This window comes from Streptomyces sp. NPDC050674 (assembly GCF_040654575.1).
GTDB lineage: Bacteria > Actinomycetota > Actinomycetes > Streptomycetales > Streptomycetaceae > Streptomyces.
On record NZ_JBFAIG010000009.1, the window covers coordinates 260,762 to 283,890 of the forward strand.

25 protein-coding genes are annotated in these 23,129 nt (G+C 71.2%); 11 read left to right on the forward strand and 14 right to left on the reverse strand.

Going from position 1 to position 23,129, the window contains the following annotated elements:
* Window positions 1-140: 140 nt before the first annotated feature.
* Window positions 141-314, reverse strand: coding sequence for a CsbD family protein (locus AB0I06_RS17700; protein WP_104782404.1), 174 nt, complete (start codon window positions 312-314; stop codon window positions 141-143).
* A 140-nt stretch (window positions 315-454) separates the two neighbouring features.
* Here AB0I06_RS17700 and AB0I06_RS17705 point away from each other — a divergent pair, with 140 nt between their 5' ends.
* Window positions 455-1,096 (forward strand): hypothetical protein, encoded by a 642-nt coding sequence (locus AB0I06_RS17705; RefSeq protein ID WP_363119713.1) that lies wholly within the window; start codon window positions 455-457, stop codon window positions 1,094-1,096.
* 9 nt (window positions 1,097-1,105) lie between these two features.
* Here the strand turns inward: AB0I06_RS17705 and AB0I06_RS17710 are convergent, their stop codons facing one another.
* Window positions 1,106-2,788 (reverse strand): hypothetical protein, encoded by a 1,683-nt coding sequence (locus AB0I06_RS17710; protein ID WP_363119714.1) that lies wholly within the window; start codon window positions 2,786-2,788, stop codon window positions 1,106-1,108.
* A gap of 208 nt (window positions 2,789-2,996) precedes the next feature.
* Here AB0I06_RS17710 and AB0I06_RS17715 point away from each other — a divergent pair, with 208 nt between their 5' ends.
* Together AB0I06_RS17715 and AB0I06_RS17720 are read left to right on the forward strand one after the other, a co-directional pair.
* On the forward strand, window positions 2,997-4,376 hold the full coding sequence (locus AB0I06_RS17715; RefSeq protein ID WP_363119715.1) for a GH1 family beta-glucosidase: 1,380 nt from the start codon (window positions 2,997-2,999) through the stop codon (window positions 4,374-4,376).
* Window positions 4,377-4,611: 235 nt separating this feature from the next.
* Window positions 4,612-5,439 carry an SAM-dependent methyltransferase gene (locus AB0I06_RS17720; protein WP_363119716.1) on the forward strand — a complete coding sequence of 276 codons (828 nt, stop codon included), beginning with the start codon at window positions 4,612-4,614 and terminating at the stop codon, window positions 5,437-5,439.
* A 105-nt stretch (window positions 5,440-5,544) separates the two neighbouring features.
* Here the strand turns inward: AB0I06_RS17720 and AB0I06_RS17725 are convergent, their stop codons facing one another.
* Together AB0I06_RS17725 and AB0I06_RS17730 are read right to left on the reverse strand one after the other, a co-directional pair.
* The gene (locus tag AB0I06_RS17725) at window positions 5,545-6,459 is read right to left on the reverse strand and encodes a helix-turn-helix transcriptional regulator (protein ID WP_363119717.1); all 915 of its coding nucleotides are present in this window, start codon (window positions 6,457-6,459) and stop codon (window positions 5,545-5,547) included.
* A 151-nt stretch (window positions 6,460-6,610) separates the two neighbouring features.
* On the reverse strand, window positions 6,611-6,841 hold the full coding sequence (locus AB0I06_RS17730; protein ID WP_363119718.1) for a DUF397 domain-containing protein: 231 nt from the start codon (window positions 6,839-6,841) through the stop codon (window positions 6,611-6,613).
* A 368-nt stretch (window positions 6,842-7,209) separates the two neighbouring features.
* Between AB0I06_RS17730 and AB0I06_RS17735 the strand changes: the two genes are divergently transcribed.
* The 6 genes from AB0I06_RS17735 (at window position 7,210) to AB0I06_RS17760 (ending at window position 14,315) form a co-directional block, all read left to right on the forward strand.
* Complete coding sequence (locus tag AB0I06_RS17735) at window positions 7,210-7,665, forward strand: ATP-binding protein (protein WP_363119754.1); 456 nt, start codon at window positions 7,210-7,212, stop codon at window positions 7,663-7,665.
* A gap of 28 nt (window positions 7,666-7,693) precedes the next feature.
* A complete protein-coding gene (locus AB0I06_RS17740; protein WP_363119719.1) occupies window positions 7,694-8,230 on the forward strand; it encodes a hypothetical protein in 537 nt (178 codons plus the stop codon).
* Between the two features lie 149 nt (window positions 8,231-8,379).
* Window positions 8,380-11,115 carry a SpoIIE family protein phosphatase gene (locus AB0I06_RS17745; protein ID WP_363119720.1) on the forward strand — a complete coding sequence of 912 codons (2,736 nt, stop codon included), beginning with the start codon at window positions 8,380-8,382 and terminating at the stop codon, window positions 11,113-11,115.
* A gap of 128 nt (window positions 11,116-11,243) precedes the next feature.
* Window positions 11,244-12,608 carry an FAD-dependent oxidoreductase gene (locus AB0I06_RS17750; protein ID WP_363119721.1) on the forward strand — a complete coding sequence of 455 codons (1,365 nt, stop codon included), beginning with the start codon at window positions 11,244-11,246 and terminating at the stop codon, window positions 12,606-12,608.
* A 144-nt stretch (window positions 12,609-12,752) separates the two neighbouring features.
* Window positions 12,753-13,247 (forward strand): lamin tail domain-containing protein, encoded by a 495-nt coding sequence (locus tag AB0I06_RS17755; protein WP_363119722.1) that lies wholly within the window; start codon window positions 12,753-12,755, stop codon window positions 13,245-13,247.
* A gap of 93 nt (window positions 13,248-13,340) precedes the next feature.
* Complete coding sequence (locus AB0I06_RS17760) at window positions 13,341-14,315, forward strand: alpha/beta hydrolase (protein WP_363119723.1); 975 nt, start codon at window positions 13,341-13,343, stop codon at window positions 14,313-14,315.
* Here AB0I06_RS17760 and AB0I06_RS17765 read toward each other — a convergent pair.
* The 5 genes from AB0I06_RS17765 to AB0I06_RS17785 all read right to left on the reverse strand — a co-directional run bounded on the left by AB0I06_RS17765 (window position 14,312) and on the right by AB0I06_RS17785 (window position 18,170).
* A complete protein-coding gene (locus tag AB0I06_RS17765; protein ID WP_363119724.1) occupies window positions 14,312-15,826 on the reverse strand; it encodes an FAD-dependent monooxygenase in 1,515 nt (504 codons plus the stop codon). The genes AB0I06_RS17760 and AB0I06_RS17765 overlap by 4 nt on opposite strands.
* A 108-nt stretch (window positions 15,827-15,934) precedes the next feature.
* Window positions 15,935-16,309: a hypothetical protein gene (locus tag AB0I06_RS17770; protein WP_142156397.1), complete on the reverse strand. Its 375-nt coding sequence runs from the start codon at window positions 16,307-16,309 to the stop codon at window positions 15,935-15,937.
* 57 nt (window positions 16,310-16,366) lie between these two features.
* Complete coding sequence (locus tag AB0I06_RS17775) at window positions 16,367-16,888, reverse strand: roadblock/LC7 domain-containing protein (RefSeq protein ID WP_363119725.1); 522 nt, start codon at window positions 16,886-16,888, stop codon at window positions 16,367-16,369.
* A gap of 38 nt (window positions 16,889-16,926) precedes the next feature.
* Window positions 16,927-17,751, reverse strand: coding sequence for a hypothetical protein (locus AB0I06_RS17780; protein WP_363119726.1), 825 nt, complete (start codon window positions 17,749-17,751; stop codon window positions 16,927-16,929).
* Entirely contained in the window at window positions 17,748-18,170 is a 423-nt protein-coding gene (locus AB0I06_RS17785) for a hypothetical protein (protein WP_363119727.1), read from the reverse strand. The genes AB0I06_RS17780 and AB0I06_RS17785 overlap by 4 nt, the downstream gene beginning before the upstream one ends.
* Before the next feature lie 302 nt (window positions 18,171-18,472).
* Between AB0I06_RS17785 and AB0I06_RS17790 the strand changes: the two genes are divergently transcribed.
* Window positions 18,473-19,156: an SAVMC3_10250 family protein gene (locus AB0I06_RS17790; protein WP_363119728.1), complete on the forward strand. Its 684-nt coding sequence runs from the start codon at window positions 18,473-18,475 to the stop codon at window positions 19,154-19,156.
* Here the strand turns inward: AB0I06_RS17790 and sigJ are convergent.
* On the reverse strand, window positions 19,120-20,082 hold the full coding sequence (sigJ, locus tag AB0I06_RS17795) for an RNA polymerase sigma factor SigJ (protein WP_363119729.1): 963 nt from the start codon (window positions 20,080-20,082) through the stop codon (window positions 19,120-19,122). The genes AB0I06_RS17790 and sigJ overlap by 37 nt on opposite strands.
* Window positions 20,083-20,182: 100 nt before the next feature.
* Between sigJ and AB0I06_RS17800 the strand changes: the two genes are divergently transcribed.
* On the forward strand, window positions 20,183-20,557 hold the full coding sequence (locus AB0I06_RS17800) for a hypothetical protein (protein WP_363119730.1): 375 nt from the start codon (window positions 20,183-20,185) through the stop codon (window positions 20,555-20,557).
* Window positions 20,558-20,611: 54 nt separating this feature from the next.
* Here the strand turns inward: AB0I06_RS17800 and AB0I06_RS17805 are convergent, their stop codons facing one another.
* From AB0I06_RS17805 to AB0I06_RS17820, 4 genes are all read right to left on the reverse strand, one after another.
* Window positions 20,612-21,394, reverse strand: a complete 783-nt coding sequence (locus AB0I06_RS17805) for a PRC and DUF2382 domain-containing protein (RefSeq protein ID WP_363119731.1) — start codon at window positions 21,392-21,394, stop codon at window positions 20,612-20,614.
* 71 nt (window positions 21,395-21,465) lie between these two features.
* Window positions 21,466-21,966 carry an SPW repeat protein gene (locus AB0I06_RS17810; RefSeq protein WP_363119732.1) on the reverse strand — a complete coding sequence of 167 codons (501 nt, stop codon included), beginning with the start codon at window positions 21,964-21,966 and terminating at the stop codon, window positions 21,466-21,468.
* A gap of 81 nt (window positions 21,967-22,047) precedes the next feature.
* On the reverse strand, window positions 22,048-22,719 hold the full coding sequence (locus AB0I06_RS17815) for a DUF3618 domain-containing protein (protein WP_363119733.1): 672 nt from the start codon (window positions 22,717-22,719) through the stop codon (window positions 22,048-22,050).
* Window positions 22,695-23,129 (reverse strand): phage holin family protein, encoded by a 435-nt coding sequence (locus tag AB0I06_RS17820; protein ID WP_363119734.1) that lies wholly within the window; start codon window positions 23,127-23,129, stop codon window positions 22,695-22,697. Before AB0I06_RS17820 ends, AB0I06_RS17815 begins: the two co-directional genes overlap by 25 nt.

The window sequence follows — 23,129 nt, forward strand, 5'->3', positions numbered from 1 at the left end:
CAATCGAGCTTCCCGAATGTTTTAGGACGGCAATCAACACGTCAAGAGGCGGGGCGAGTTGGGAGTGCTCCGAGAGACGAACGTGGCGGTGCCGCGTCCCTCAGGACGCGGCACCGCCACGTGACTCAGTGCTTCGGTCTTCAGTGCTTGAAGACGTCCTTGGTCTTCTCCTTGGCCTGGCGGGCGTCACCCTTCGACTGCTCCGCCTTGCCCTCGGCCGTCAGACGCTCGTTGCCCACCGCACGGCCGATCGTCTCCTTGGCCTTGCCCTTGGCCTGCTCGGCCTTGGCCTTGCCCTTCTGCTCTCCAGCCACGGTTCGCTCACTCCAAGTCGTGTCCGACTGCGGGGTCACCTCACGAGTGACCGTGAAGGGGCAGCTCAAACCTGCCACGTAGGCTCCATGAGAGCCTTTGCCCTGATCATGATCGGCGAGACGAACCCGGAGGACGGGACATGACCATCAACCGGCCGGGGCTGCCCGGGGACCTGCCGCCGGCCGAGGTGCTGTGGGCGCGCTGGGCGCTCATCGCCGTGCTGGAGGCCACCACGCGGGGCGAGCAGGCGCGTCACCGCACCGGGACCTGGGTGGACGCCGACGGGCTCCACCTGGACGACTCCGGCTGCACCTGGTGGGGCTTCTCCGCACACGGCGAGGAGCGGTACGTGCTCTTCGGCGAGGACGAGTCGAGCGGCGTCAAGTGGCACGAGCCGCCGGTCGACATGCTCGCCGGCGCCCCCGCCTGGCTTCCCCACGACCCGTTGAAGGACCTCGTCAGCGGCTGCGAGCTGGGCTGTGTCTACTGGTACGAGAACGGGGCGTGGGCCCGCGCCCCGTACCCCGGCACCCTCGCCGACGACGGGCTCGACTGTGGCATGAGCCGCTTCGCCGACCGTGCCGACGTGCTGCGCACGATCGCCGACGAGGACCACGGCGCCATGCCGGCCGGCCACGCTGAGGACCTCCTGGCCCACGCCGAGAACTACCGGCTGACGCCGGAGCTGCTGATGTCCCTCACCGCCGACCCCGGCCGGCGGCAGCGGGACCGGCCGGCCATGACCCGGGCGCTGGAGCGCGCGGGCCTGAACAGGCCGTGACGGCCGGGGTCAGTGACAGCACCCGTCGGCCGTCCGGGGGACGGGCATGGCGTCCAGGCGGCAGAAGCAGGACGCCTCGATCGGCACGTCGGCCAGCGCGGTCGCGAGCTTGAGCTGGTGGGCCACGAGGGCCGCCTCGCCGGTCTTGCCCGTCCGCAGCAGGCACTCGTGGAAGCCGTGCAGGGCCCAGACGTTCCCCGGGTGCTGGAGCGGGCGGGGCAGGGTGTCGTCCAGGCCGAGGTCGGCGCGGTAGACCGCCTCGGCCTCCGCCACGCGTCCCTGCTCCAGCAGCAGTGCGCCGTAGGCGTGACGGGTGGGCTGCATCCAGCCCCAGGGCTCGTCGTAGGGGAGGTTGTCGTCGAGCTCGATGGAGCGCTCCAGGGCGGCGAAGGCGAGGTCGTACCTCCCCTTGCGGTACTCGAGCTCGCCGTCCAGCATGGCGGCCGCGATGGCGAGGATGTCCTGGCAGGTGTTGTTGAAGAGCATCCGCGTCTCGGGAACCCGGCCCACCGCCTCACGGAAGAGCTCGCGCTCGGCCTCCGCCCGGTCGACCTCGCCGGTGGCGGAGAGGGCGACACCCCGCGCGTAGTGCCGCATGGCCGTGGTCGTCGCGTAGAGCTCCGGGTCGGCGGGGGCGGGCCGTGCGAGGATCTCGGCCCAGCGGCCGAAGCGGATCAGGACGTGGACGCGCATGGCCAGGAAGGCTTCGAGCCAGTCGGCCATCGGAGGGCTCTGGACGCGCAGGAGGTCCTCGGGGATGGCGGCCTCCAGCCGGGCGGCGGCGTCGAGGGCGACCTGCGCCTGACCGAGGAACATGGCCCCGTAGATCTTGAAGTGGTGGTTGTGCGCCCGGTAGAGGGTGTAGAAGTTCATCGCGCCGGCCCGCCGGTGGTACTTCTCGTCGGCGGCGATGGCGTCGCTGTTGGCGGCGACGACCCGGCGGTAGTCGCCGCACAGGACGTCCAGGTGTGAGGGCATGTGGAGCAGGTGCCCGGCGTCGGGTACGAGGCCGCGCAGGCGGTCGGCGACGGTGAGGGCCTGCTCCGGCGTCGGGGACATCTCCATCAGGTGGATGTACAGGTGCAGGACCCCGGGGTGGCGCACGCCCGCCTCGGTGGCGAGAGCGGCTTCCAGCACGGCCCTGGCCTCGGTGGTCCGCGCGCCCTCGGCCGGCTGCCCGGTCCGCAGATCCCACAGCTGCCACGGGGTGAGGTTCATCGCGGCGTCGGCGTGCAGGGCGGCGACGTCCGGATCGTCGGGGGTCAGGTCGTAGACCGCGCGCATGGCGTCCGCGTAGGGCTCGTTCCACACCGAGCAGTCCTCGACGGCATCCGGCTGCGGATGGCGGGCCCGCAGCGCGCCGATCAGGGCCTGTTCCACCGGGGTGGCGCGGGCGGCCTTCTCGTGGGCCCGCTCCACGGCGCTGTGCGTGCGTTCGACGGTCCGCGCCAGTTCCTCGCCGTCGAAGAATTCCCAGGGCTTGTTGTAGTTCGGGCCGAGCGCATAGGCGATTCCCCAATACGCCATCGCGCATTCCGGATCCGCCTCGGCCGCTTTTTCGAAACAGGCGACGGCTTCCTCGTGGTGGAAGGCGTAGGTCCACACCAGGCCGCGATCGAACCAGAGTTGGGCATCGGCGGAGGATGTGGTGACGGGACGGCTGTGCGTGCCGAGATCGTAATAGTCGCCCATGGTGTTCTCCTGGGAAAGCGGCCGGACCGTGAGAATAGCGGTTGTGGACAAGCCCTCGACTTCCGATCAATTCTCGCATTTCCATATGAGCGGTGCGGAGGACGGCCGGCGCCGCCGTACGGCAGGGCCGGGGCGGGTGCGGCCTGACGGGGAGTGCCTTGGTCAGTACAGTCCGCGGGGTGCGAGGAACCGGGACATGATGCCTGGCATGACTGACTACCCGATTTTCCCGCCCGGCTTCGTGTTCGGGGCCGCGACCGCCGCCTACCAGATCGAGGGGGCGGTGCACGAGGACGGGCGCGGGCCGTCCATCTGGGACACCTACAGCCACACCCCGGGGCTGGTGGTGAACGGGGACACCGGTGATGTCGCCTGCGACCACTACCACCGGTACCCGCAGGACGTGGCGCTGCTGCGCGAACTGGGCGTGGACTCCTACCGGTTCTCGATCGCCTGGCCCCGGATCGTCCCGGACGGGTCCGGCCCGGTGAACGCCAAGGGGCTGGACTTCTACTCGCGGCTGGTCGACGAGCTCCTGGAGGCGGGGATCGAGCCGGCCGCCACCCTCTACCACTGGGATCTTCCGCAGGCGCTGCAGGACGGCGGCGGCTGGCGGGTGCGGGAGACCGCCGAGCGGTTCGGTGAGTACGCGGCCGTCGTCGCGGAGCACCTGGGCGACCGCGTGCCGCGCTGGATCACCCTCAACGAGCCGTGGTGCAGCGCCTTCCTCGGCTATTCCGTGGGCCGGCACGCCCCGGGCGCCCGCGAGGGCCGGGGCGCGCTGGCCGCCGCCCACCACCTGCTGGTGGGGCACGCCCTGGCCGTCCGGGCGCTGCGGGCCGCCGGGGTGCGCGAGGTGGGCATCACCCTCAACCTCGACCACCACCTCCCCGCGACCGGCTCCCCCGCCGACCGGGACGCCGTCACCCGTGCCGACACCCTGCACAACCTGGTGTGGACCGAGCCGATCCTCGCGGGCCGCTACCCGGCGACCGAGGAGGAGACGTGGGGCGAGCTGATCAGCGGTGAGGACTTCCGGCGCGAGGGCGACCTGGAACTGGCCTCCCAGCCGCTGGACTTCCTCGGCATCAACTACTACCGGCCGATCGTCGTGGCGGACGCCCCGTACCGCGAGAGCGACCCGGCGCGGCGCGTGGCGACCGACAACCGGTACGTGGAGGTGCCCATGCCCGGCGTGCGGCGCACGGCCATGGGCTGGGCCGTGGCACCCCACACCTTCACCGACCTGCTCGTGGGCCTCAGGCAGCGGTACGGCGCCGCCCTGCCTCCCGTCCACATCACCGAGAACGGCTCCGCGGAGGACGACGAGGTGAGTCCGGACGGGGCGGTGCACGACGGTGACCGGGTCGCCTACCTGCGCGACCACCTCACCGCGCTGCGGGCCGCGATGGACGCCGGAGTGGACGTGCGCGGCTACTACGTGTGGTCCCTCCTGGACAACTTCGAGTGGGCCTTCGGTTACGGCAAGCGCTTCGGGATCGTCCGCGTCGACTACGCCACGCAGCAACGGACGCCGAAGGACAGCTACCACTGGTACCGGGCCGTGATCGCCGCGCAGCGGCGGTGACGGACCGGCTCAGAGGCCGCTCAGGAGCTGGGACGCCAGGTCCTTGATCACGGGACACCGGTGGCGCAAAGTGCGCGGACGGTTACATAAGACACATAGGGTGGCACGGTGGCGATCATCTTGTCGTTCGATCGTGCGCACCTTCACCAGTGGGCTGGCACCGCCCAACTCCCGCTCCCTAGGATGTACTTCCTGTCCAGCCAGTCCGTTGGCGCGGCACCTTGCAGGGGGAACGATGCACTCCGAGAAGCAGCTGTCCACCGAGATCGACGCGAACGTGCCGACGGCAGCGCGCATGTACGACCACTATCTGGGCGGCAAGGACAACTACGCCGCCGATCGCGCCGCGTGCGAGGAACTCGACAAGGTCGTTCCCAGCACACGCCGCCTGGCTCTCAACAACCGGCGCTTCCTCCAGCGGGTCGTGAAGACCCTCTCCGAGGAGTACGGCATCCGTCAGTACCTGGACCACGGGTCCGGCCTGCCGACGCAGGACAACGTCCACCAGGTCGCCCAGCGCATCGACCCCGCGACCCACGTCGTCTACGTCGACAACGACCCGATGGTGCTGGTCCACGGCCGTGCGCTGCTGGAGCAGGACGAGCGGACGGCCGTCATCCACGCGGACCTGCGCCAGACCGACGAGATCTTCGGCCACGCCGACACCAAGCGGCTGATCGACTTCTCCCAGCCCGTGTGCGTGCTGTTCAACTCGGTGTTCCACTGCATCCCGGACAGCGACACCGACGGGCCGCTCGCGGTGGCCCGTCGGGTACGGGAACGGCTCGCGCCGGGCAGCTTCATGGTGATGTGCCAGCTGGTCAGCGAGGACCCGAAGGTCCGCGCCTTCGTCACGGACTTCATGGACCAGGCCACCCAGGGCAACTGGGGCCGCGTGCGTGAACCGAAGGACGTGGAGACGTACTTCGAAGGTCTGGAGATCCTGGAGCCGGGGCTCGTCGAGGTGTCGACCTGGCGTCCGGACACCGAGGTGGCACCGCGTCAGCTCACCCACGAGTGGATCGAGTTCGGCGGTGTGGGACGGATCCCCTTGGAGAAGTGAACTCCCGGAGAAGTCATCCGCCGGGAGAAGCGGGAGTGACCGACTGGGTGCCTCGTGCCGGACGCACGCGTCCCGCACGAGGCATCCGTGCGTCAGGCGCAGCGGTCAGGGATAGCGCTGGTCCATCGTCTGGCGCAGCAACTCCAGCGAGTCACGGGGCTTGAGCGCCTCGTCCGCGAGCCGGTCCAGCGCGATCCGGTACTCCTCGGTCTCGTCGCGGTCCTCGAGGAAGTTCGCGCTCTTGATGTGCTCCAGGTAGACCACGTCGGGAAGATCGAGGCCGCCGAAGCGCAGATACGTCACCGGGATGGCGGGCGCCGAGGCGTTGGTGACGCTCAGCGGCACGATCTGCACGGTCACATTGGGGCGTTCGGCCACCTCGACGAGGTGAGCGAGCTGTTCCCGCATCACGTCGGTGCTGCCCAGGACGCGCAGCAGCACGGATTCGTCGATGATCGCCCACAGCTGCGGGGCGTCGGTCCGCGTCACCAACCGGGCGCGGCGCCTGCGCAGTTCGACGCGACGCTCCACCTCGGCGGCCGGCGCGTTCGGCAGGCCGCGCTCCACCACGGCCCTGGTGTAGGCCGGTGTCTGCAACAGGCCGGGCACGTACTGGATCTCGAAGGTACGGATGGTGGCGGCGGCCTCCTGGAGGCCGACCAGCCGGTCGAACCACTCGGGCATCAGCCGCTTGTCGTACCGCTGCCACCAGCCCGGCTCTCCGGCGCGCTGCAGCAGCTTGAGCAGCACCGAGCCCTCGTACTCGTCGGTGCCGTACAGCTCCAGCAGCGCCCGGACGTCGCTCTCCGTCGGCGGGCGCCGGCCCTTGCCCGACTCGATGCGGGACAACTTCGCGGCACTGAACCCGACAGCACGCGCCGCCTGGTCCTGGGCGAGACCGGCGTCCTCGCGGAAGCCGGCGAGCTGCACACCGACCAGCATCTTCAGCAGAGTCGGCGCCGGCTCGGGCCTGTCCAGGTAGGGTTCCAGACGGGAGATGCGATGCGACGCGGCGGACATCCTGACTCCCAGCAGACCGGCACAAGGGCGGCTTACACTATCGCACTTCACCGGGTCTTCACGCATCCGCCCGCAGCGCCCCCGCAGAAGTGGGGAGTTGGGCTCCGCTTCTGCCGGAGGGCTTCACATCGCCGACGCGAGCCACCGCCCCTCAGAGCAGGTGGTCGAACTCGCCGTCCTTCGCACCGGCCAGGAAGGCCGCCACCTCGGCCGACGTGTAGACGAGAGCGGGTCCGTCGGGGTCGCGGGAGTTGCGCATGGCGATTCCGCCGTCCACGAGAGGGGCGACTTCGACGCAGTTGCCCTCGGCGTTGCTGTGCCGGCTCTTGATCCAGCAGGCGCTCAACGAGCTTGCCCGCACTCCGTTCTGCACTGGTGGCACCGCAGTCTCCTTGCTGTTCTCGTTCCCCGCCGCGCACGGTGTGCCCGGCCGATCGGCCGAGCGCGGCCGCGTCCCTTCGACCGCACTCGTCCCGGCTTGCGTACCCACAACGGCTTGATTTTCACGCAATTTCCCGTGCAATTGCACGCGAGCGCCTTCAGCGTGGATAATAGCTGCGGCGTCAACCCCCGGGCTGGCGCACCGTCCTGACGTCGCATCGGGGAGATGCCGTGTCATCACCTGCGCAGCACGTGCTCCGGCCACCGAGCGGGGCTGCGGCACACACGGGCACCCCTGGGGCGGCCCAGGCCTTCCCGGCCGGCCCGCCCGCGGCCGGCCCCCGCGGGACCCCGCCCTCGGTGCCGACGATGTTGCCGCAGTTCTCGGGCGCCCTGTCGGCCTCGGTCTCCCTACGGCTCGAGTGCAGCGGGGAGGGGTTCGCACGAGCCCGGACCTTCACCCGGGAGACCCTGCACGGCTGGTCGCTCGACCACCGCTGCGACGACACGACCCTCGTCGTCACCGAGCTCGCCGCCAATGCCGCGACCCACGCGGCTCCGGCGGCCGCTGCGACGCCTGGAGTGCCGGAGATCCGGCTCGGGTTCCTCCTGGACCCGGCCCACCTGCTGATCACCGTCTCCGACCCCGGCGACCACCCGCCCGTGTACGCGCCGACGGGCCCGGCCCTGGAGGAGCACGGCCGGGGCCTGTGCATCGTCGACGCCCTGTGCGAGGAGTGGGGCTGGGCCCCCAGTCCTCCGTCGGGCAAGACGGTCTGGGCCCGCTTGTCGACCCGTCCGTCCACGCCCTGTCCACCCATCTGACCCACCTGCCGCGGAAAGGCCCCTCGCCATGCGCAGCGCTTCGACGGAACACCCGAGCAGCGAGCGCCCCCAGCGCCCCGACGCCCCGACCCGGAACACGCCGCTCACGGCACTGGACCGCGTGCCGTGGGGCGAGATCCAGGACTCCACCGGCTCGGCGGCGGCCATTCCCCTTCTGCTCAACGGCATCGCCGCGGGTGATGCCGACACCGCCCGCTCCGCCCTCGACGACCTGAGGAAACGGATCTGCCAGTTCGGTTTCGTCGTGGAGCAGGCGACCGCGGCCACGGTTCCCTTCCTGTGGGAGCTGGCGAAGCTGCCGCAGGTGACGTGTCGCGCCCAGATCATCCAGCTGCTCAAGAACATCGCCGAGGCCCGGCAGTGGGAGAGCACCGCCGCCGTCTATCCCAAGCTGCTGAACCACCGGGAGAACCCGGTGGTGTGGGAGCGCGCCGCCCGCCAGGCGGTACGGGCCCGGCGCGGCGAGCTCGGCGGGCTGATGTCGGACGAGGACGGCGACATCGCCCGGGCCACGACGGAGCTGGCCCGCTCGCTCGGCGCCTGAGACCGTCGTAGGTTCTCCCTGAGACCGTCGTGGGTTTTCGGTGGCAGGGAGCCCGTGCGCGCCGGGACACGTGACGAAACGGTGAGGACCCCCTGCCACCACGGGTGATGCCCCTCGCCTCCGGGGGCCCGGCAGTGTAGACATGGCACATGGTCCGACTCTTGGGTCGATCCGGGACTCGATCACCCCTGCGGCCCGGCGCTGCGCCGTCCGCACGGCAGCGGCGGGAGGCGGGCCCGTCGCGGTGGCAGCCGGCGGCGGGGCTGCGGTCGGTGCTGGGCGGACGCAGCGTCGCCGGGCAGGTGTTCCTGCTGGTCGTGGTGATCGTGCTGCTGCTCGTCGTGGCGGCCGTGGTCGCGCTGGTGCTCCAGGTGCGCCACGACACCACGCAGGAGGCCCGCAACCGTTCGCTCGCCGTGGCGGAGACCTTCGCCAACGCGCCGGGCACGGTCGAGGCGCTGAGCAGCCCTGATCCCACGGCCGTACTTCAGCCGCGCGCCGAGGCCGCCCGTGAGCGGTCGAAGGTCGACTTCATCGTCGTGATGAACACCGACGGGATCCGCTACACCCATCCCAAGCCGGACCGGATCGGGAAGCAGTTCGTCGGGACCATCGCGCCGGCGCTGGCCGGGGAGTCGTTCACCGAGGAGATCGAAGGCACCATCGGCCCGCTCGTGCAGGCCGTGGTGCCGGTGAAGGCCCCCGACGGCCGGGTGGTGGGCCTGGTCTCGGCGGGGATCACGACGAAGAACGTCGGCGGTACCGCCGACCGGCAGCTGCCGCTCGTGCTCGCGGCCGCCGCGGCGGCGCTCGCCCTGGCGACGGCGGGTGCCGCGCTGGTGAGCCGGCGGCTGCTGCGCCAGACGCACGGTCTCGGGCCGCACGAGATGACCCGGATGTACGAACATCACGACGCCGTGCTGCACGCCGTACGGGAGGGCGTGCTCATCGTGGACGACGGAGGCACCCTGCTGCTCGCCAACGACGAGGCGCACCGGCTGCTCGGGCTGCCCGCCGACGCCGAGGGGCGGCACGTCCTCAGTCTGGGGCTCGACCCGGGCACCGCCGACCTGCTGGCCTCGGGCCGCGTCGCCACGGACGAGGTGCACCGGGTCGGCGACCGGCTCCTCGCCGTCAACCAGCGGACCACGGACCGTGCGGGCGTCCCGCCGGGCAGCGTCGCCACCCTGCGCGACTCCACGGAGCTGAGGGCCCTGTCCGGGCGGGCGGAGACCGCGCGGGAGCGGCTCAACATGCTGTACGACGCCGGGGTGGGCATCGGGACCAGCCTGGACGTGACGCGCACGGCCGAGGAGCTCGCCGAGCTCGCCGTGCCCCGGTTCGCCGACTTCGTCACCGTGGACCTGTTCGACGCGGTGCTGGGCGGCGGGCAGCCGAACGCGGTGGCCGCGCTCAGCCGGACGGCGCTGAGCGGGATCCGCAAGGACGCGCCGCTCTACCCGGTCGGCGAGCGGATCAGGTTCGTCGAGTCCTCTCCGCAGGGCCGCAGCCTCGCCACCGGCGGTCCCGTCCTGGAGCCCCGGCTGAGCGAGGCCCCGGGCTGGCAGGCACAGGACCTGGAGCGTTCCGCGCAGATCGTCGACTACGGCATCCACTCCCTGATCACGGTGCCGCTGCGGGCCGGCGCCCTGGTGCTCGGCGTGGTCAGCTTCTGGCGCTGCGAGAAGCAGCAGCCCTTCGACGCCGACGAGCTGGCCCTGGCCGAGGAGCTGGTGGCGCGGGCCGCCGTCTCCATCGACAACGCGCGCCGGTACACCCGCGAGCACAGCATGGCGGTGACCCTCCAGCGCAGCCTGCTCCCCCGCAATCTGCCCGAGCAGGAGGCCCTGGAGATCGCCTACCGCTATCTGCCCGCGCAGGCCGGTGTGGGCGGCGACTGGTTCGACGTGCTGCCGCTGTCGGGGGCCAGGGTCGCGCTCGTGGTGGGGGACGTCGTCGGACACGGGCTGCACGCCGCGGCGACGATGGGCCGGCTGCGCACCGCGGTGCACAACTTCTCCGCCCTCGACCTGCCGCCCGAGGAACTGATCGCCCTGCTGGACGAGCTGGTCGGCCGGATCGACCAGGACGAGACGGAGGACGAGGGCAGCGCCCCGGTCACCGGTGCTACCTGCCTGTACGCCGTCTACGACCCGGTCTCCCGGCGCTGCACCGTCGCACGGGCCGGACATCCGCCGCCGGCGCTGATCCATCCGGACGGGACCGTGGAGTTCCCCGAGGTGCCCGCCGGTCCCCCGCTCGGGCTCGGTGGTCTGCCGTTCGAGACGGCGGAGCTGGAGCTGGCGGAGGGCAGCCGGCTCGTCCTCTACACCGACGGGCTGGTCGAGGACCGGGAGCGGGACATCGACGTCGGCCTGGAGATGCTGCGCGAGGCGCTCGGCCGGGCCGGGCAGTCCCCGGAGGACACCTGCCGGGTGGTGCTCGACTCGCAGCTCACGGCACGCTCCAGCGACGACATCGCGCTGATCGTCGCGCGCACCCGGGCGCTCGCCGCCGACCAGGTCGCCGAGTGGCCGGTGCCCGCCGATCCGGCGGCCGTGGGCGAGGTGCGGGCGGCGGTCAGCCGGAAGCTGTCCGAGTGGGGTCTGGACGAGCTGACGTTCAGCACGGAGCTGATCCTGAGCGAGCTGGTCACCAACGCGCTCCGGTACGGCGGCGGCCCCATGCACGTGCGGGTGCTGCGCGACCGCAATCTGATCTGCGAGGTGTTCGACAGCAGCAGCACCTCGCCGCACCTGCGGTACGCGACCATGACGGACGAGGGCGGGCGCGGTCTGTTCCTCGTCGCGCAGCTCGCGGAGCGCTGGGGGACGCGCTATCTGCCCACCGGGAAGGTGATCTGGGCGGAGCAACCCCTGCCATAAGCGAGACCAGGGAGTACCCATAAAGTAGCCTTATGAGCTCATAGACCGGACCCTCGTACCGACTTAGGCTTGCCTTAGTTTAGGCTTCCCGTCGAGATCGCTTGTCGCCGCTCGAAGGGAACCTGACCATGCCCCGCCCCCTGCGGGTCGCCATCGTCGGATCCGGCCCCGCCGGGATCTACGCCGCCGACGCCCTGCTCAAGTCCGAGGTGGCCGCCGAACCCGGCGTGTCCATCGACATCTTCGAGCGCATGCCGGCTCCGTTCGGACTGATCCGTTACGGCGTCGCCCCCGACCACCCGCGGATCAAGGGCATCATCACCGCCCTGCACCAGGTGCTCGACAAACCGCAGATCCGGCTCTTCGGCAACGTGGACTACGGCACCGACATCGGCCTGGACGACCTGCGGGCGTTCTACGACGGAGTGATCTTCGCCACCGGCGCGATGGCCGACCGGGCGCTCTCGCTGCCGGGCATCGACCTCGACGGCTCGTACGGCGCCGCGGACTTCGTGTCCTGGTACGACGGCCACCCGGACGTGCCGCGCACCTGGCCCCTGGAGGCGGAGAAGGTCGCCGTGCTCGGCGTGGGCAACGTGGCACTCGATGTCGCCCGCGTCCTGGCCAAGACGGCCGACGAGCTGCTGCCGACGGAGATCCCGGGCAATGTGTACGAGGGCCTGAAGGCCAACCGGGCCAAGGAGATCCACGTCTTCGGCCGCCGCGGCCCGGCGCAGGCGAAGTTCAGCCCGATGGAGCTGCGGGAGCTGGACCACTCCCCGAACATCGAGGTCATCGTCGACCCCGAGGACATCGACTACGACGAGGGCTCGATCGCCACCCGGCGCGGCAACAAGCAGGCCGACATGGTGGCGAAGACCCTGGAGAACTGGGCGATCCGCGACACCGGCGACCGGCCCCACAAGCTCTTCCTGCACTTCTTCGAGTCGCCGGTCGAGATCCTCGGCGAGGACGGCAAGGTCGTCGGACTGCGCACCGAGCGCACGGAGCTGGACGGCACCGGCAACGTCAAGGGCACCGGCACCTTCCACACCTGGGACGTCGGCGCGGTGTACCGCGCGGTGGGCTACCTGTCCGACAAACTCCCCAAGCTGCCCTGGGACATCGACTCCGGCACCGTCCCGGACGAGGGCGGCCGGGTCATGCAGGAGACCGGCGAGCACCTCCCGTCCACGTACGTCACCGGCTGGATCCGGCGCGGCCCCATCGGCCTCATCGGGCACACCAAGGGCGACGCCAACGAGACGGTGTCGAACCTGCTGGCCGACTACGCGGGCGGCCGGCTGCACACGCCCGCCACCCCCGAGCCCGAGGCCGTGGACGCGTTCCTCGCCGAGCGCGACATCCGCTTCACCACCTGGGACGGCTGGTACAAGCTGGACGCGGCGGAGAAGGCTCTGGGCGAGCCCGAGGGCCGCGAGCGCGTGAAGATCGTCGAGCGCGAGGACATGCTGCGGGCCAGCGGCGCCTGACGTCGCACACACCCCGCGGGGCGGGTTCGGTGGCAATGTCACCGGACCCGCCCTTCTGCGTACTTGAACCGTGTACGATCCGGATGCTTCACCGAACGATCACATCGCCTTCACTCGAAGGCCATGCAGGGGGGACGAACATCCATGCGTATACGCCTTGCCGCCACCACCGCTGTCGCCGCCGGGGCCCTCACCGCCCTCTCGGCGGTTCCGGCCCAGGCCGCCGAGTACGACTCCGCGCTGAAGATCCGCGGCATCCAGTACGACGCTCCCGGCAGCGACTCCAACCGCTGCTCGGGCGGGAACACCGCCCAGGAGTACCTGACCATCAAGAACTACTCGCGCTCCACGACGGTGAACCTCAAGGGGTACGTCGTGAAGGACGCCGCGGGGAACAAGTTCACCTTCACCGCGAGCCACTCCCTCCAGCCGGGTGACTACGTGAAGCTGCGCGGCGGCAACGGGTCCGACTCCGACGCCAACAACGTCGTCTACCGCGACAACTGCAACTTCATGTGGAACAACGACAAGGACACGATCTACGTGTACAAGCCGTCCGGCAGCCGTGCCGACGTGCACTCGTACACCAAGAGCGGCTCCGACGCGGACGGCAACGGGTACATCAGCTACCACGGCTGAGCCTTTTGCCGACCCGGCAACAGGCTTGGCGTGCGGCGCGGCGGGCGCCGGATGATCGGTGGACCGAACGCCCTCCGGATCGCGGGAGGATCCATGCCGCAGACGTCCGCCGCCGACCGTACGCATCGCCTCGTGCCCACACCGGCCGGCCGTGCCCACCTCGTGGAGCAGGGAGCCGGGCCGCTCGTGCTGCTGCTGCACGGGTTCCCCGAGTCCTGGTACGCCTGGCGCCACCAGTTGCCGGCGCTGGCGGCGGCCGGCTACCGGGCGGTCGCCGTGGACGTACGCGGCTACGGACGCTCGTCGCGGCCCGCTGAGGTGGACGCGTACCGGATGCTCGACCTGGTGGAGGACAACGTCGCCGTGGTCGAGGCGCTGGGCGAGCCGTCCGCCGTACTCGTCGGGCACGACTGGGGGGCGACCATCGCGGCCACCTCCGCGCTGGTCCGGCCGGACGTCTTCCGCGCGGTGGGGCTGCTGAGCGTGCCCTACACCCCGCCCGGCGGGCCGCGGCCGAGTGAGGTCTTCGCGCGGATGGGCGGCGACGAGGAGTTCTACGTCTCCTACTTCCAGGAGCCCGGCCGGGCCGAGGCGGAGATCGAGCCCGACGTGCGCGGCTGGCTCGCGGGCTTCTACGCGGCCCAGTCCGCGGACACGCTGCCCGAGGCCGACCCCCATTTCGTGGCCCGCGGGGGCCGGTTGCGCGACCGGTTCCCCGCCGGGCGGCTGCCGGGGTGGCTGAGCGAGGCCGACCTGGACGTCTGTGCCGCCGAGTTCGAGCGCACCGGACTGACCGGGGCCCTGAACCGCTACCGGAACATGGACCGCGACTGGGAGGACCTCGCGGACTTCGCCGGTGCCCCCGTCACCCAGCCGTCGCTGTTCATCGGAGGAACCCTGGACGCGTCCACGACCTGGCTGGCCGACGCGATCGCGGCGTACCCGACGACGCTGCCCAACCTGAGGGGCTCATACCTTCTGGAGGGCTGCGGTCACTTCGTCCAGCAGGAGCGTCCCGCCGACACCAACCGGCTCCTGCTCGAGTGGCTCGCCGGCCTTCCGGTCTAACGCGTCGGCAGCCAGCGGTCCAGGAAGGCGCGCAGGCCCGTGAGATCGGTGCCCCGGGCCAGGTAGCCCACATGTCCGTCAGGCCGTACGAGGGCGTGGCCGACACCGGGCCAGGGGCTGCGCGTGCCCAGACGGTGCACGCTCAGCAGGCCGTGCCGTTCGCCCAGCCGCGGGTCGCCGGACCAGAGGTGGGCGGGGCCGGTCAGCAGCAGGTGGTAGCCCGGTCCGGCGATGCGCCGCTGGAGGCCGGACGGGATGTCGGGCAGCCGGTCTCCCGCGCGCGGACCCCCGCGCGGCCGGTGCGGTCCGGTGACAGAGGCGGGGCCCCGGCGGTAGTGGACGCCGAGTTCGGAGACCGTGCGGAAGAGACGCGCCCGGGCACCGGTCGCCCGCAGGAGCAGCGGGGCCAGGTGCGGGGCGAGACGTGTCCGTGCCAGCCTCAGGGCCGGGTGGCCGCTCGTCCCGACGGTGAACGCGCGGTCGGTGAGGCGGCGCACACCGTGCCCGACCGGGGCACGTTCGGCCCCGTACGTCTCCAGCAGGTCCTCCGGTGCCGCGCCGCGGCAGACGTGGGCGAGTTTCCACCCGAGGTTGAGCGCGTCCTGGATGCCGGTGTTCATGCCCTGTCCGCCGGCCGGGCTGTGGATGTGCGCCGCGTCGCCGGCGAGGAAGAACGGGCCCCTGCGGTAGTGGGTGGCGCCGCGGTTGTGGATGCGGAAGCTCGTCATCCAGACCGGGTCGCGCAGGGACGGCCTGTCGGGGGTCCAGTCATCGGCGATGCGCTGGAGGAGGTCGAGGCTCACCTCACCGCCGGAGGTGCCCGGCGGGCGCATCGCGATCATGCGCCAGGTGGCCGGGGTGCCGAGCGGGAAGAAGAACAGCAGCCCGGCCGCGGTCAGGTAGGTGTGGGCGACGCCCGGTTCGAGGCCGTCGGCCTCCAGGTCCGCCAGCAGGAACGTCTGCGGATAGGCGTACCCCTCGAAGCCGATGCCGGCCTGGGCGCGCACGGTGCTGTGTGCGCCGTCGCAGCCGACGACATAGCGGGCCCGTAGGGTCTCCTCGGTCCCGTCCCCGCGCCGCAGTCGGCAGGTGACGTGATCGCCCTCCGGTACGGCGCTCAGCAGCTCCGTGCCCCGTTCCACCGTCACGTCCCGCGCGGCCAGACGGTCCGCCAGGACGGCCTCCGTCTCCGACTGCGGCAGGAACAGCAGGTAGGGGTACGGCGTGTCGTCACAGCCGACGTCGAACACCGGGACGTGCAGCACTTGCCGGGGCAGATGCAGGTGCAGCCGGACCGCCGCGCTGCCCCGGTCGACGAGGTCGTCCGTCACACCGAACGCCGACAGCATCTCCAAAGTCCGGGGCTGGATCGCCGGGGCGCGTGACTCCCGGGCGCGGTCCGCGGAACGGTCCACGATCCGGAACGGGGTGTCACAGGCGCGCAGTTGGGTCGCGAGGGCGAGTCCGGTGGGGCCCGCGCCCACCACGAGCACGTCCAGGAGTGCCGTCATGGCATCCACCGTAGACGCGGCCGGCCGCGCGGCTGCCGTCGCCGCGCGGCATGGAGGGGCCCTCCGCAACGGGTGTGTGGCGGAGGGCTCCCGTCCGGTGGTGCCGGTTCAGACCTCCAGGTCGGCTTCGATGCGGCGCAGTTGGTGGCGGGCCATCGCGAGGTTGGCCCGGCTCCCGTCGAGCACGAGGTAGAGGAAGAGTCCGCTGCCTCCGCGTCCCTTCAGCAGGCGGATGAGGTGGTACTGGGTGTTCAGGGTGATGAGGATGTCCTCGATCTCCTCCTTCAGGCCCAGGTGCTCCATGGTGCGCAGCTTGGACCGCACGACGTCGGTGTTGCCGGCGGCGGCGACCTCCAGGTTGAAGTCCTTGCCGCCGCCGAGGGTGCCGAGGGCCATGCCGCTGGTGTAGTCGACGAGTGCGGCGGCCGTCGCTCCGTCGATGGAGCTCAGGCATTCCTTCAGCGCGGTCTCTGTGTTGGCCATGCGCTCGGTTCCTTTCGTTCGGTCTTGTACTTCGGTGGCTCAAGCGGTTCGGATGGTTCAGATGCCGGTCTGCGGACGCGGCTGGTGCGTGGGGCGCTGCGGGGTGCGGACCGGGAGGGTGCCGATGGGTCGGTCGGTGGCCGGGGGCACGGTGGCGAGGTGCTCCGCGGGCGCCGTCCGGTCGGCGTGCCGGCCGGTGCCGGGGCCCACGCGCGTGGTCACCAGGTCGGCGATCCGGGCACCGCTGCGCCGGCCTTCGAGGTGGAGGCGGCCGACGTTGACACGGTCTTCGGCGAGGAGGGTGAGGACGGCGGTCGTGCCGGCGGCGTAGGTCGCGACGTACCCCTGGGAGCCCCGCACCAGCAGTTCGCGGAAGTCACCGCGGGCGGCGGCGTCGGTCATGCGGTGGGCGACACCGAGGGCGGCCGCGGTGAGCGCCGCCAGTCCCTCCGGTTCGGTGTCGGGCACGTCGTGGGCGAGGACGAGTCCGTCGACGGTGGCCGCGAGGGAGCCCGTCAGCCGGGGTATGCGGGTGCGGAGCCGACGCAGTTCGTTCAGGACGTCGGTCTCGACGGCCATGAGCAGTCTCCTTTCGGCACGCTGTCTTCGCGCGCGGATCACAGTGCCTCCAAGGCGTGCAGGAGCCGTCGCAGCAGTGCGGTGTCGGGCTCGTCCGGTGCCGTCGGACGAAGGGCGGGGCCCGGCTCCGCGGACGCGGTGGCCGGGGCGGACGCCGGGGCTGAGGCGGAGGCGGGGACGAGGGGGGCTACGGGGGTCACCAGTCCGGCGGCGGCGAGACGCCGGAGTTCGACGAGGGTGTGGAAGGTGCGGCAGGCCAGGGCCGTGGCGATCTGGGCCGCGGTGCGGACACCGTTCACCTGGGCGAGCGTGCGGCTGCGGCGGGCCGGCAGGTCGGCCGCGTCCGGTCCGGGCACCCGGGCGAGGGGCGCGCGGTCGACGGCGGGCTCGGGCCATATGCGGTGCAGCAGTTCGCGGCGGCGTCTGGACTCGCGCAGGACGGTGTCCACCGGTACGGAACGGACCGCGCCGAGCCAGTGTGCGGCTCCGGGCCGGAACCGCAGGGCCGGTCCGTCGTGGGAGAGGACGAAGTACGCCGCGTCGAACAGGGCGCCCAGGTGGCACAGCTCCAGCGCGCCGGCGGCGAGGTGGCCGCTGTCGACGAGCTGCCGTCCGACCCGGCAGCGGCGGCCGGCCCGGTCGATCGCCTCCCACCAGCCGTCCGGGGCGAGCGCACCGCTGTGGGTGAGCAGGTCGCCGAGGTCGGGTGTGACGGCGGATTCGACGTGGACGATGTGTCCCGCCGCGAGGTAGACGATCCCCGACTCGGTGGACAGGGCGCCGGTCGCGCCCTGCGCGGCGAGGGTGCCGAGCCGGGCCGAGGCCGGTTCGTCCGAGCGCGGGGTCCGTATCGAGGTGGTCATCCCAGCACCAGCCGGTCCGCCATCTCGGCCAGCCTGATGCGAGCCAGGGCCAGGTTCCCTTCGCCGCGGTCGAGCCACAAGTGCACGAACACCGTGCTGTCGAAGGTCGTGGTGACGAACCTGAGCAGGTGGTACGAGTCGGCGTTGGTGATGATCAGGTCCTCTACGGGGGGTTCCTTGCCGGACTCTCCGCCCGGTTCGCCGTCGGACGCCCCGCCGCCACCGGTGAGGGCGAGGGCGCCGCTCTCGGTGGCGAGGCGGGCGAGCTCCGCGGTCTCCGCAGCCGTCGCCTCCGCGTCGCCCCCTGGTGCGTCACCCACCGCCCCCAGGGCCAGACCACTGATCCAGTCGACCACCGACGCCCCTCGTGCACCTGGCAGCCGCATGGCCTCCAGCAGACTCTCGTCGATTCCGGGCACGCCGAATCCCCTCCCCCTGCACGGCCGTTCCCGCGAACGTGAGCACGACACTACGGAATGTGCTCGGCGCAGGTGAACGCTTTGGCATTTTCCAAATGAATGTGCAGTCAAGCGGGCGGAGGTGAACGCGGTCGTAAGCAAGCGAGCAGGATGCGACGCGAAAAACCACACAACGGCCACCCAGCCAGCGCCTTCTCACCAGCGGCACGTGCCTCACCTCGCACCACCGGCATCACCACATCCCACATCGACATGGCCGGTTCCGAACCCTCCGTCAGGGCATCTCGCACGTTGAGCCGGACATGAGAGAACTGCTCTACGTGTCCCGTACCAAGCTGGAGTCTTTTCACCTCCCCTCGCGTGGACTGCCGGTGTCCGGTGGCGAGGTGGAGTTCTCCCTCCCCGGCGCCCGATTGCGCCTGGCAGGACCCTCCGGGCCCGGACCGGGCCCGGACACCTTGGCCAAGCTGCCACGCGTCGCCAAGCGCCTGCGCAAAGAGGCCAAAGCGTCGACCGACCCGTCACTCAGCCCTGGGCAGTGGTTCTTCTTCGATCATGAGATGTCCTGTGGGACGGCCTGCGTCGTCACCTCGGGCCTCCCCGACCTTGCGCTCTTTCACCCCGTCCAGCTCGATCTACAGGCCGGTGGCCTGGTGCTGTGCGGCTCTGCGGGCCACCTGACCGCCCAGCTCGGCGAGCCGACCCGCTGTACGTCGAATCTCAGTTGGCTGTTCGAGGAGATCGCCCAGGAAGAAGGGGGAGGTCAACCGGTCGACGACACCACGTCGGTCGTGAGGGGCGTCAGGCGAGTGGTCGGGAGACTCAACCGCGATCTGGTACGGCTGCGACTCAGTGGTCTGGCAAGGGCGCTCTACGTCTGCCCGCCCCACGTCGACCCCCGCTACCCGGGCATCCGCACCGAAGGCAGGCTCGTGCTCGGTACTCCGCTCTACGTCGAGATCGGCCCGTGGAATCCCAAGTGGTAGCCGTCGGGGGCTTGTTGTCCACCCCACGGCCTTAGCTTCTCGGGGTTGCGGACGGCCCAGATCCGGGTGACGCGGCCGTCGGAGACCTCGAACGAGGCCACGGTCATGACGACGCCGGCACGCCGGGCCACCAGGCCCGGCGCACCGTTGACCGAACATTCCACGAGTTCGAGCCCCGGCGCCTTGTCGGCGATGGCGACCATGTACTGGGCGATGCGCCTCCCGCCCTCGACCGGCCGCAGGACGGCACCGACCAGGCCGCCCCCGTCGGCGGTCATCACGACGGCCGGGTCGAGGAGACCGACGAGGGCCGCGATGTCCTTGTTCTCCCACGCCTCTTTGACGTGCCGCACCACATCGGCCCGGCCGGCCCCCGCCGCCCCGGAGCGCGACGCGTTCACCGGCCGCCGGGCCGAGGCCGCAAGTTGCTTGCAGGCCGCGGGAGTTCGTCCGAGGACACCGGCGATCTCGGCGAACGGGTACCGGAAGACGTCGTGCAGGACGAACGCCACCCGCTCGGCGGGCGTCATCGCGTCCAGTACGACGAGGAAGGCCACGGCCACCGACTCGTCCTGGACGATCTGGTCGGCGGGATCGGCGGGGCCGGTGGGGGTGGCGCCGCCCGCGGTTCCCGCTTCGGCGCGGTCGGGCAGCGGCTCGGGCAGCCATGCCCCGACATAGCGTTCACGGCGTGCCCGGGCCGAGCCGAGCAGATCGAGGCAGACGCGGCTGGTCACCGTCGTCAGCCAGGCGCCCGGGGAGACGATCTCCTCCCGCCGGCTCCTCGGCAGCGCGTACCAGCGGGTGTAGGCCTCCTGCACGGCGTCCTCGGCCTCGGTCACCGAACCGAGCAACCGGTACGCCACATTGATCAGTTGCCGTCGCTCGCCCGTTATCCGGTCGGTCCCCTCCCCGGCAGTTCCCATGCGTCCGGCCCCCTCGCCTTACCTTTCGCGGGCCCGCCTCGTCGGACCGGTGAGACCTTATCGATCCACCGCCCCGAGGGCGGGAAAAGGGGACTGTGACATGGCCACTGACGTGACGGTGACGGCACACGCACGGCGCGGCTCCGCCTTCCTGCGGATCGCCATCGCGCTACAGACCCTGACCATCTTCCTCCAGGCGGTCTCCGCCGGACTGCTGCTGACGTCGCCTTACGGAGAGACCCTGCACAGCGCCGGAGCGCGGGTGATGTACGGGGCGTCGATGCTGTACCTGCTCGCGGCGGTTCTGGCGTGGAAGCCGGGTGGCGGCTCGCCCCGGCCGGTGTGGCACGCGTGCGGTTTCCTCGTGCTGGCCTCGGCCCAGGTCGTGCTCGGCATCGCACACGTGCCCTCGGTCCATCTGCCCCTGGGAGTGCTGATGTTCGGCCTGAGCGTGCTGGCACTGGCCAGGCGATGACACGACGGCGGGAGGGAGGACCCCCGGTCCTCCCTCCCGGACGCCCGCCGGGGATCAGGGGCGGCGCCGCTGGTCGCCGGACTCGTCGGTTCCCTCGGTCTCTATGCGTTCCTTGCGGACCTGGCCGGTGACGGTCTCCTCCTCGGTGACTTCTTCGGTGGACAGGCGGACCCGCTCCTTCGGTACCGCCCTGGTCTCCACGACAGGCTGTTCTTCGTACAGGGTCACGTCGTGCTCGGCCTCGGTGATGTCCGGGCCGGCCATCGCCCTGTCCCGGTTGCTTTCCGTGATCGGCTCACGCTCGACGCGGACCTCCTCGTGACGTACGGGGACGGTGTACTGCTGCTCTTCGGTGACGACGTACTTGCGCAGCCGCGCCCGGCCGGCCTCACGGCGTTCGACACCGACGTGCATCTCCTCCTCGGACCGCGTCATGGCGTCCTCGGCACCCGGGGCGGAAGCCGCGGTGCCGGTGACCTGGCCGGTTCCGGCATGACCGGTGTCCTGCCAGGCGGCGTCCCAGTCGATGCCGTAGTGCTCGTACAGGCGTTGTTCCTCCTGCTCGGACAGGTGGCCGCCGGAGTCGACGTCGACGTTGGGCGCGTCCTTGACCTGGTCCTTGGCGAACGGGACCTCGAGGTGGTCCTCCACGACGGACGCGTCGTGGATGGGCACGAAGGACTCGCTGGTGCCGAACATGCCGGTCCGTACGCTGACCCACTCGGGCTCGCCGGTGACGTCGTCGAAGAAGACGTGCCGGGCGTCGCCGATCTTGTCGCCCCTCGCGTCGTGGACGGGGTGGTCCAGCACGGTGGGAATCTGCTCTCGGGTAATCATGCTTCTCCTGCCTGTTTCTGTGTGACGGCTCCGGTCTTCCTGTGGGCCGACCGGGCCGGTGGATCAGCGGATCAGCGGTTCGCGCCGCCGTATCCACCCGCGTACGTGCCGCTCTGTGCGTTCCGGTCGGAGCGCATGGACGCTGCTGCGCTGGCGGCGAGGGCGAGCAGCAGGGCGACGATGCCCGTGATGATGTTGTTGACGACGGTGCGGGTGGTGTCGACATTGCCCGCGACCACCCAGGGCGCGACGATCGTCCAGACGCCCAGGGCGCACGCGGCCCACGCCATGCTGTGCGTGCGGTCGTAGGCCCGGCCGAAGCCGCCGCTCATCAGCAGGGCGTAGCCGATGCCCGTGATCAGGTTGGTGACGGCCAGCCGGGTGAACCCGCCGCCGTTGAAGCCGACGATCCACGGGGATGCGGCGAGGTAGAGGCCCGTGAGCAGGGCCAGTGTCTCGATCATCTGCGCCCGGGACGTCGTGGTGGCGCGCTCGGCCATCTCGTGGCGCTGGCGCATGTCGAGGATGTCGGGGTGGTTCTCCATGGTCGACCCGGAACTGGGTGACGTCATTGCAATCGCCTCCGGAGACAGTGGGTTGCGAGGGGCCGCGCCGGCGTCCGAGGACGGCTGACCAGTCGGGCTGGGGGGTGTTTACGGTCCGGTGTCACGGGTCTGCCCGCGTGCTTCCCCGGCCGCGGTCTGGGCGGATCGGCGGGCCTGGTCGGTGACCTGCCCGGCTTGCTCCTGTGCCTGTTCCTTGGTGGTACGGGCGGCTTCGGAGGCGGTGTCCTTGACCTCCTGTGCGGCCTTGCGGCCGGCCTCGGTGGCGTCCTCCTTGAGTTGCTGCGCGGACTCGAGTGCGGCTTGTTTCACCGGCTCGACGGCCTGTCCGGCCCGTTCCGCGGCCTTCTCCTCGGCCTGCGAGGTGGGCAGCAGCGTGGCGGTCAGCAGTCCCGCGCCGAAGGCGATCAGGCCGGCCGCCAGGGGGTTGCCCTGTGTCTGCCGCATCGCCTGTTCCGGGGCCTGACGGGCGGCCTGACCCGCCTGCTCGGCGGCCTGCCGAGCGGTGTCGGCGGCCTGGCCGGTGGTGTCCTGCACCGACCGGGCGGCCCGCTGGGTGCGGTCGGCGGTCTGCCCGGTGATCTCCGAGGCGCTGCCCATCACGCGCTCCCGCGCTCCGTGCAGTGCGCCGCGGACGCGCCGCGTGCGACGCCGTACCATCCGCCGGGGGCGGGCGCGGTCGGCCAGCCGGGAGACATCCTCGGACAGTCTCTCCCGCGTGGTTTCGATGTCGGCCCTTATCTGGTCGGGTGCCGTGCCCATTGCATGTCCTCCTTCAGCGTCTGCATGGTCTGTTCCGGCTTCGGGGACACGGTGCGCATCTGCGCCCGTCCCCGGCGGTAGAGGACCAGCCCGATCACCGCCCACACGGCGGTGACGATCAGCGCGGCCCATCCCAGGTCCATCACGTTGGCCAGGCCGAACATCGCGGCCAGTGTCAGGAAGACGGCCACCATGTAGCCGGCGAACCCGGCGCCGCCGAACATGCCGGCGGCCTTGCCCGCCTTGGTGGCCTCTTCCCGGATCTCGGCCTTGGCCAGCTCCGCCTCCTGACGCAGCAGCAGTTGCAGGTCCGACGCCACCGTCGACAGCAGCTCTCCCACGGAGCCGTCCTCCTGCCCGCGGTGAGCGGGGGCGTGCCGTTCCGGGGCGTGGGGCGCGAGCGATGACAT

What these genes read in the sequence shown, in the direction of transcription:
- AB0I06_RS17705 (WP_363119713.1), top strand. Translation starts at nt 455, where the DNA reads ATGACCATCAACCGGCCGGGGCTGCCCGGGGACCTGCCGCCGGCCGAG.
- AB0I06_RS17710 (WP_363119714.1), bottom strand. Translation starts at nt 2,788, where the DNA reads ATGGGCGACTATTACGATCTCGGCACGCACAGCCGTCCCGTCACCACA.
- AB0I06_RS17715 (WP_363119715.1), top strand. Translation starts at nt 2,997, where the DNA reads ATGACTGACTACCCGATTTTCCCGCCCGGCTTCGTGTTCGGGGCCGCG.
- AB0I06_RS17720 (WP_363119716.1), top strand. Translation starts at nt 4,612, where the DNA reads ATGCACTCCGAGAAGCAGCTGTCCACCGAGATCGACGCGAACGTGCCG.
- AB0I06_RS17725 (WP_363119717.1), bottom strand. Translation starts at nt 6,459, where the DNA reads ATGTCCGCCGCGTCGCATCGCATCTCCCGTCTGGAACCCTACCTGGAC.
- AB0I06_RS17735 (WP_363119754.1), top strand. Translation starts at nt 7,210, where the DNA reads ATGTTGCCGCAGTTCTCGGGCGCCCTGTCGGCCTCGGTCTCCCTACGG.
- AB0I06_RS17740 (WP_363119719.1), top strand. Translation starts at nt 7,694, where the DNA reads ATGCGCAGCGCTTCGACGGAACACCCGAGCAGCGAGCGCCCCCAGCGC.
- AB0I06_RS17745 (WP_363119720.1), top strand. Translation starts at nt 8,380, where the DNA reads ATGGTCCGACTCTTGGGTCGATCCGGGACTCGATCACCCCTGCGGCCC.
- AB0I06_RS17750 (WP_363119721.1), top strand. Translation starts at nt 11,244, where the DNA reads ATGCCCCGCCCCCTGCGGGTCGCCATCGTCGGATCCGGCCCCGCCGGG.
- AB0I06_RS17755 (WP_363119722.1), top strand. Translation starts at nt 12,753, where the DNA reads ATGCGTATACGCCTTGCCGCCACCACCGCTGTCGCCGCCGGGGCCCTC.
- AB0I06_RS17760 (WP_363119723.1), top strand. Translation starts at nt 13,341, where the DNA reads ATGCCGCAGACGTCCGCCGCCGACCGTACGCATCGCCTCGTGCCCACA.
- AB0I06_RS17765 (WP_363119724.1), bottom strand. Translation starts at nt 15,826, where the DNA reads ATGACGGCACTCCTGGACGTGCTCGTGGTGGGCGCGGGCCCCACCGGA.
- AB0I06_RS17770 (WP_142156397.1), bottom strand. Translation starts at nt 16,309, where the DNA reads ATGGCCAACACAGAGACCGCGCTGAAGGAATGCCTGAGCTCCATCGAC.
- AB0I06_RS17775 (WP_363119725.1), bottom strand. Translation starts at nt 16,888, where the DNA reads ATGGCCGTCGAGACCGACGTCCTGAACGAACTGCGTCGGCTCCGCACC.
- AB0I06_RS17780 (WP_363119726.1), bottom strand. Translation starts at nt 17,751, where the DNA reads ATGACCACCTCGATACGGACCCCGCGCTCGGACGAACCGGCCTCGGCC.
- AB0I06_RS17790 (WP_363119728.1), top strand. Translation starts at nt 18,473, where the DNA reads ATGAGAGAACTGCTCTACGTGTCCCGTACCAAGCTGGAGTCTTTTCAC.
- sigJ (WP_363119729.1), bottom strand. Translation starts at nt 20,082, where the DNA reads ATGGGAACTGCCGGGGAGGGGACCGACCGGATAACGGGCGAGCGACGG.
- AB0I06_RS17800 (WP_363119730.1), top strand. Translation starts at nt 20,183, where the DNA reads ATGGCCACTGACGTGACGGTGACGGCACACGCACGGCGCGGCTCCGCC.
- AB0I06_RS17805 (WP_363119731.1), bottom strand. Translation starts at nt 21,394, where the DNA reads ATGATTACCCGAGAGCAGATTCCCACCGTGCTGGACCACCCCGTCCAC.
- AB0I06_RS17810 (WP_363119732.1), bottom strand. Translation starts at nt 21,966, where the DNA reads ATGACGTCACCCAGTTCCGGGTCGACCATGGAGAACCACCCCGACATC.
- AB0I06_RS17815 (WP_363119733.1), bottom strand. Translation starts at nt 22,719, where the DNA reads ATGGGCACGGCACCCGACCAGATAAGGGCCGACATCGAAACCACGCGG.
- AB0I06_RS17820 (WP_363119734.1), bottom strand. Translation starts at nt 23,129, where the DNA reads ATGTCATCGCTCGCGCCCCACGCCCCGGAACGGCACGCCCCCGCTCAC.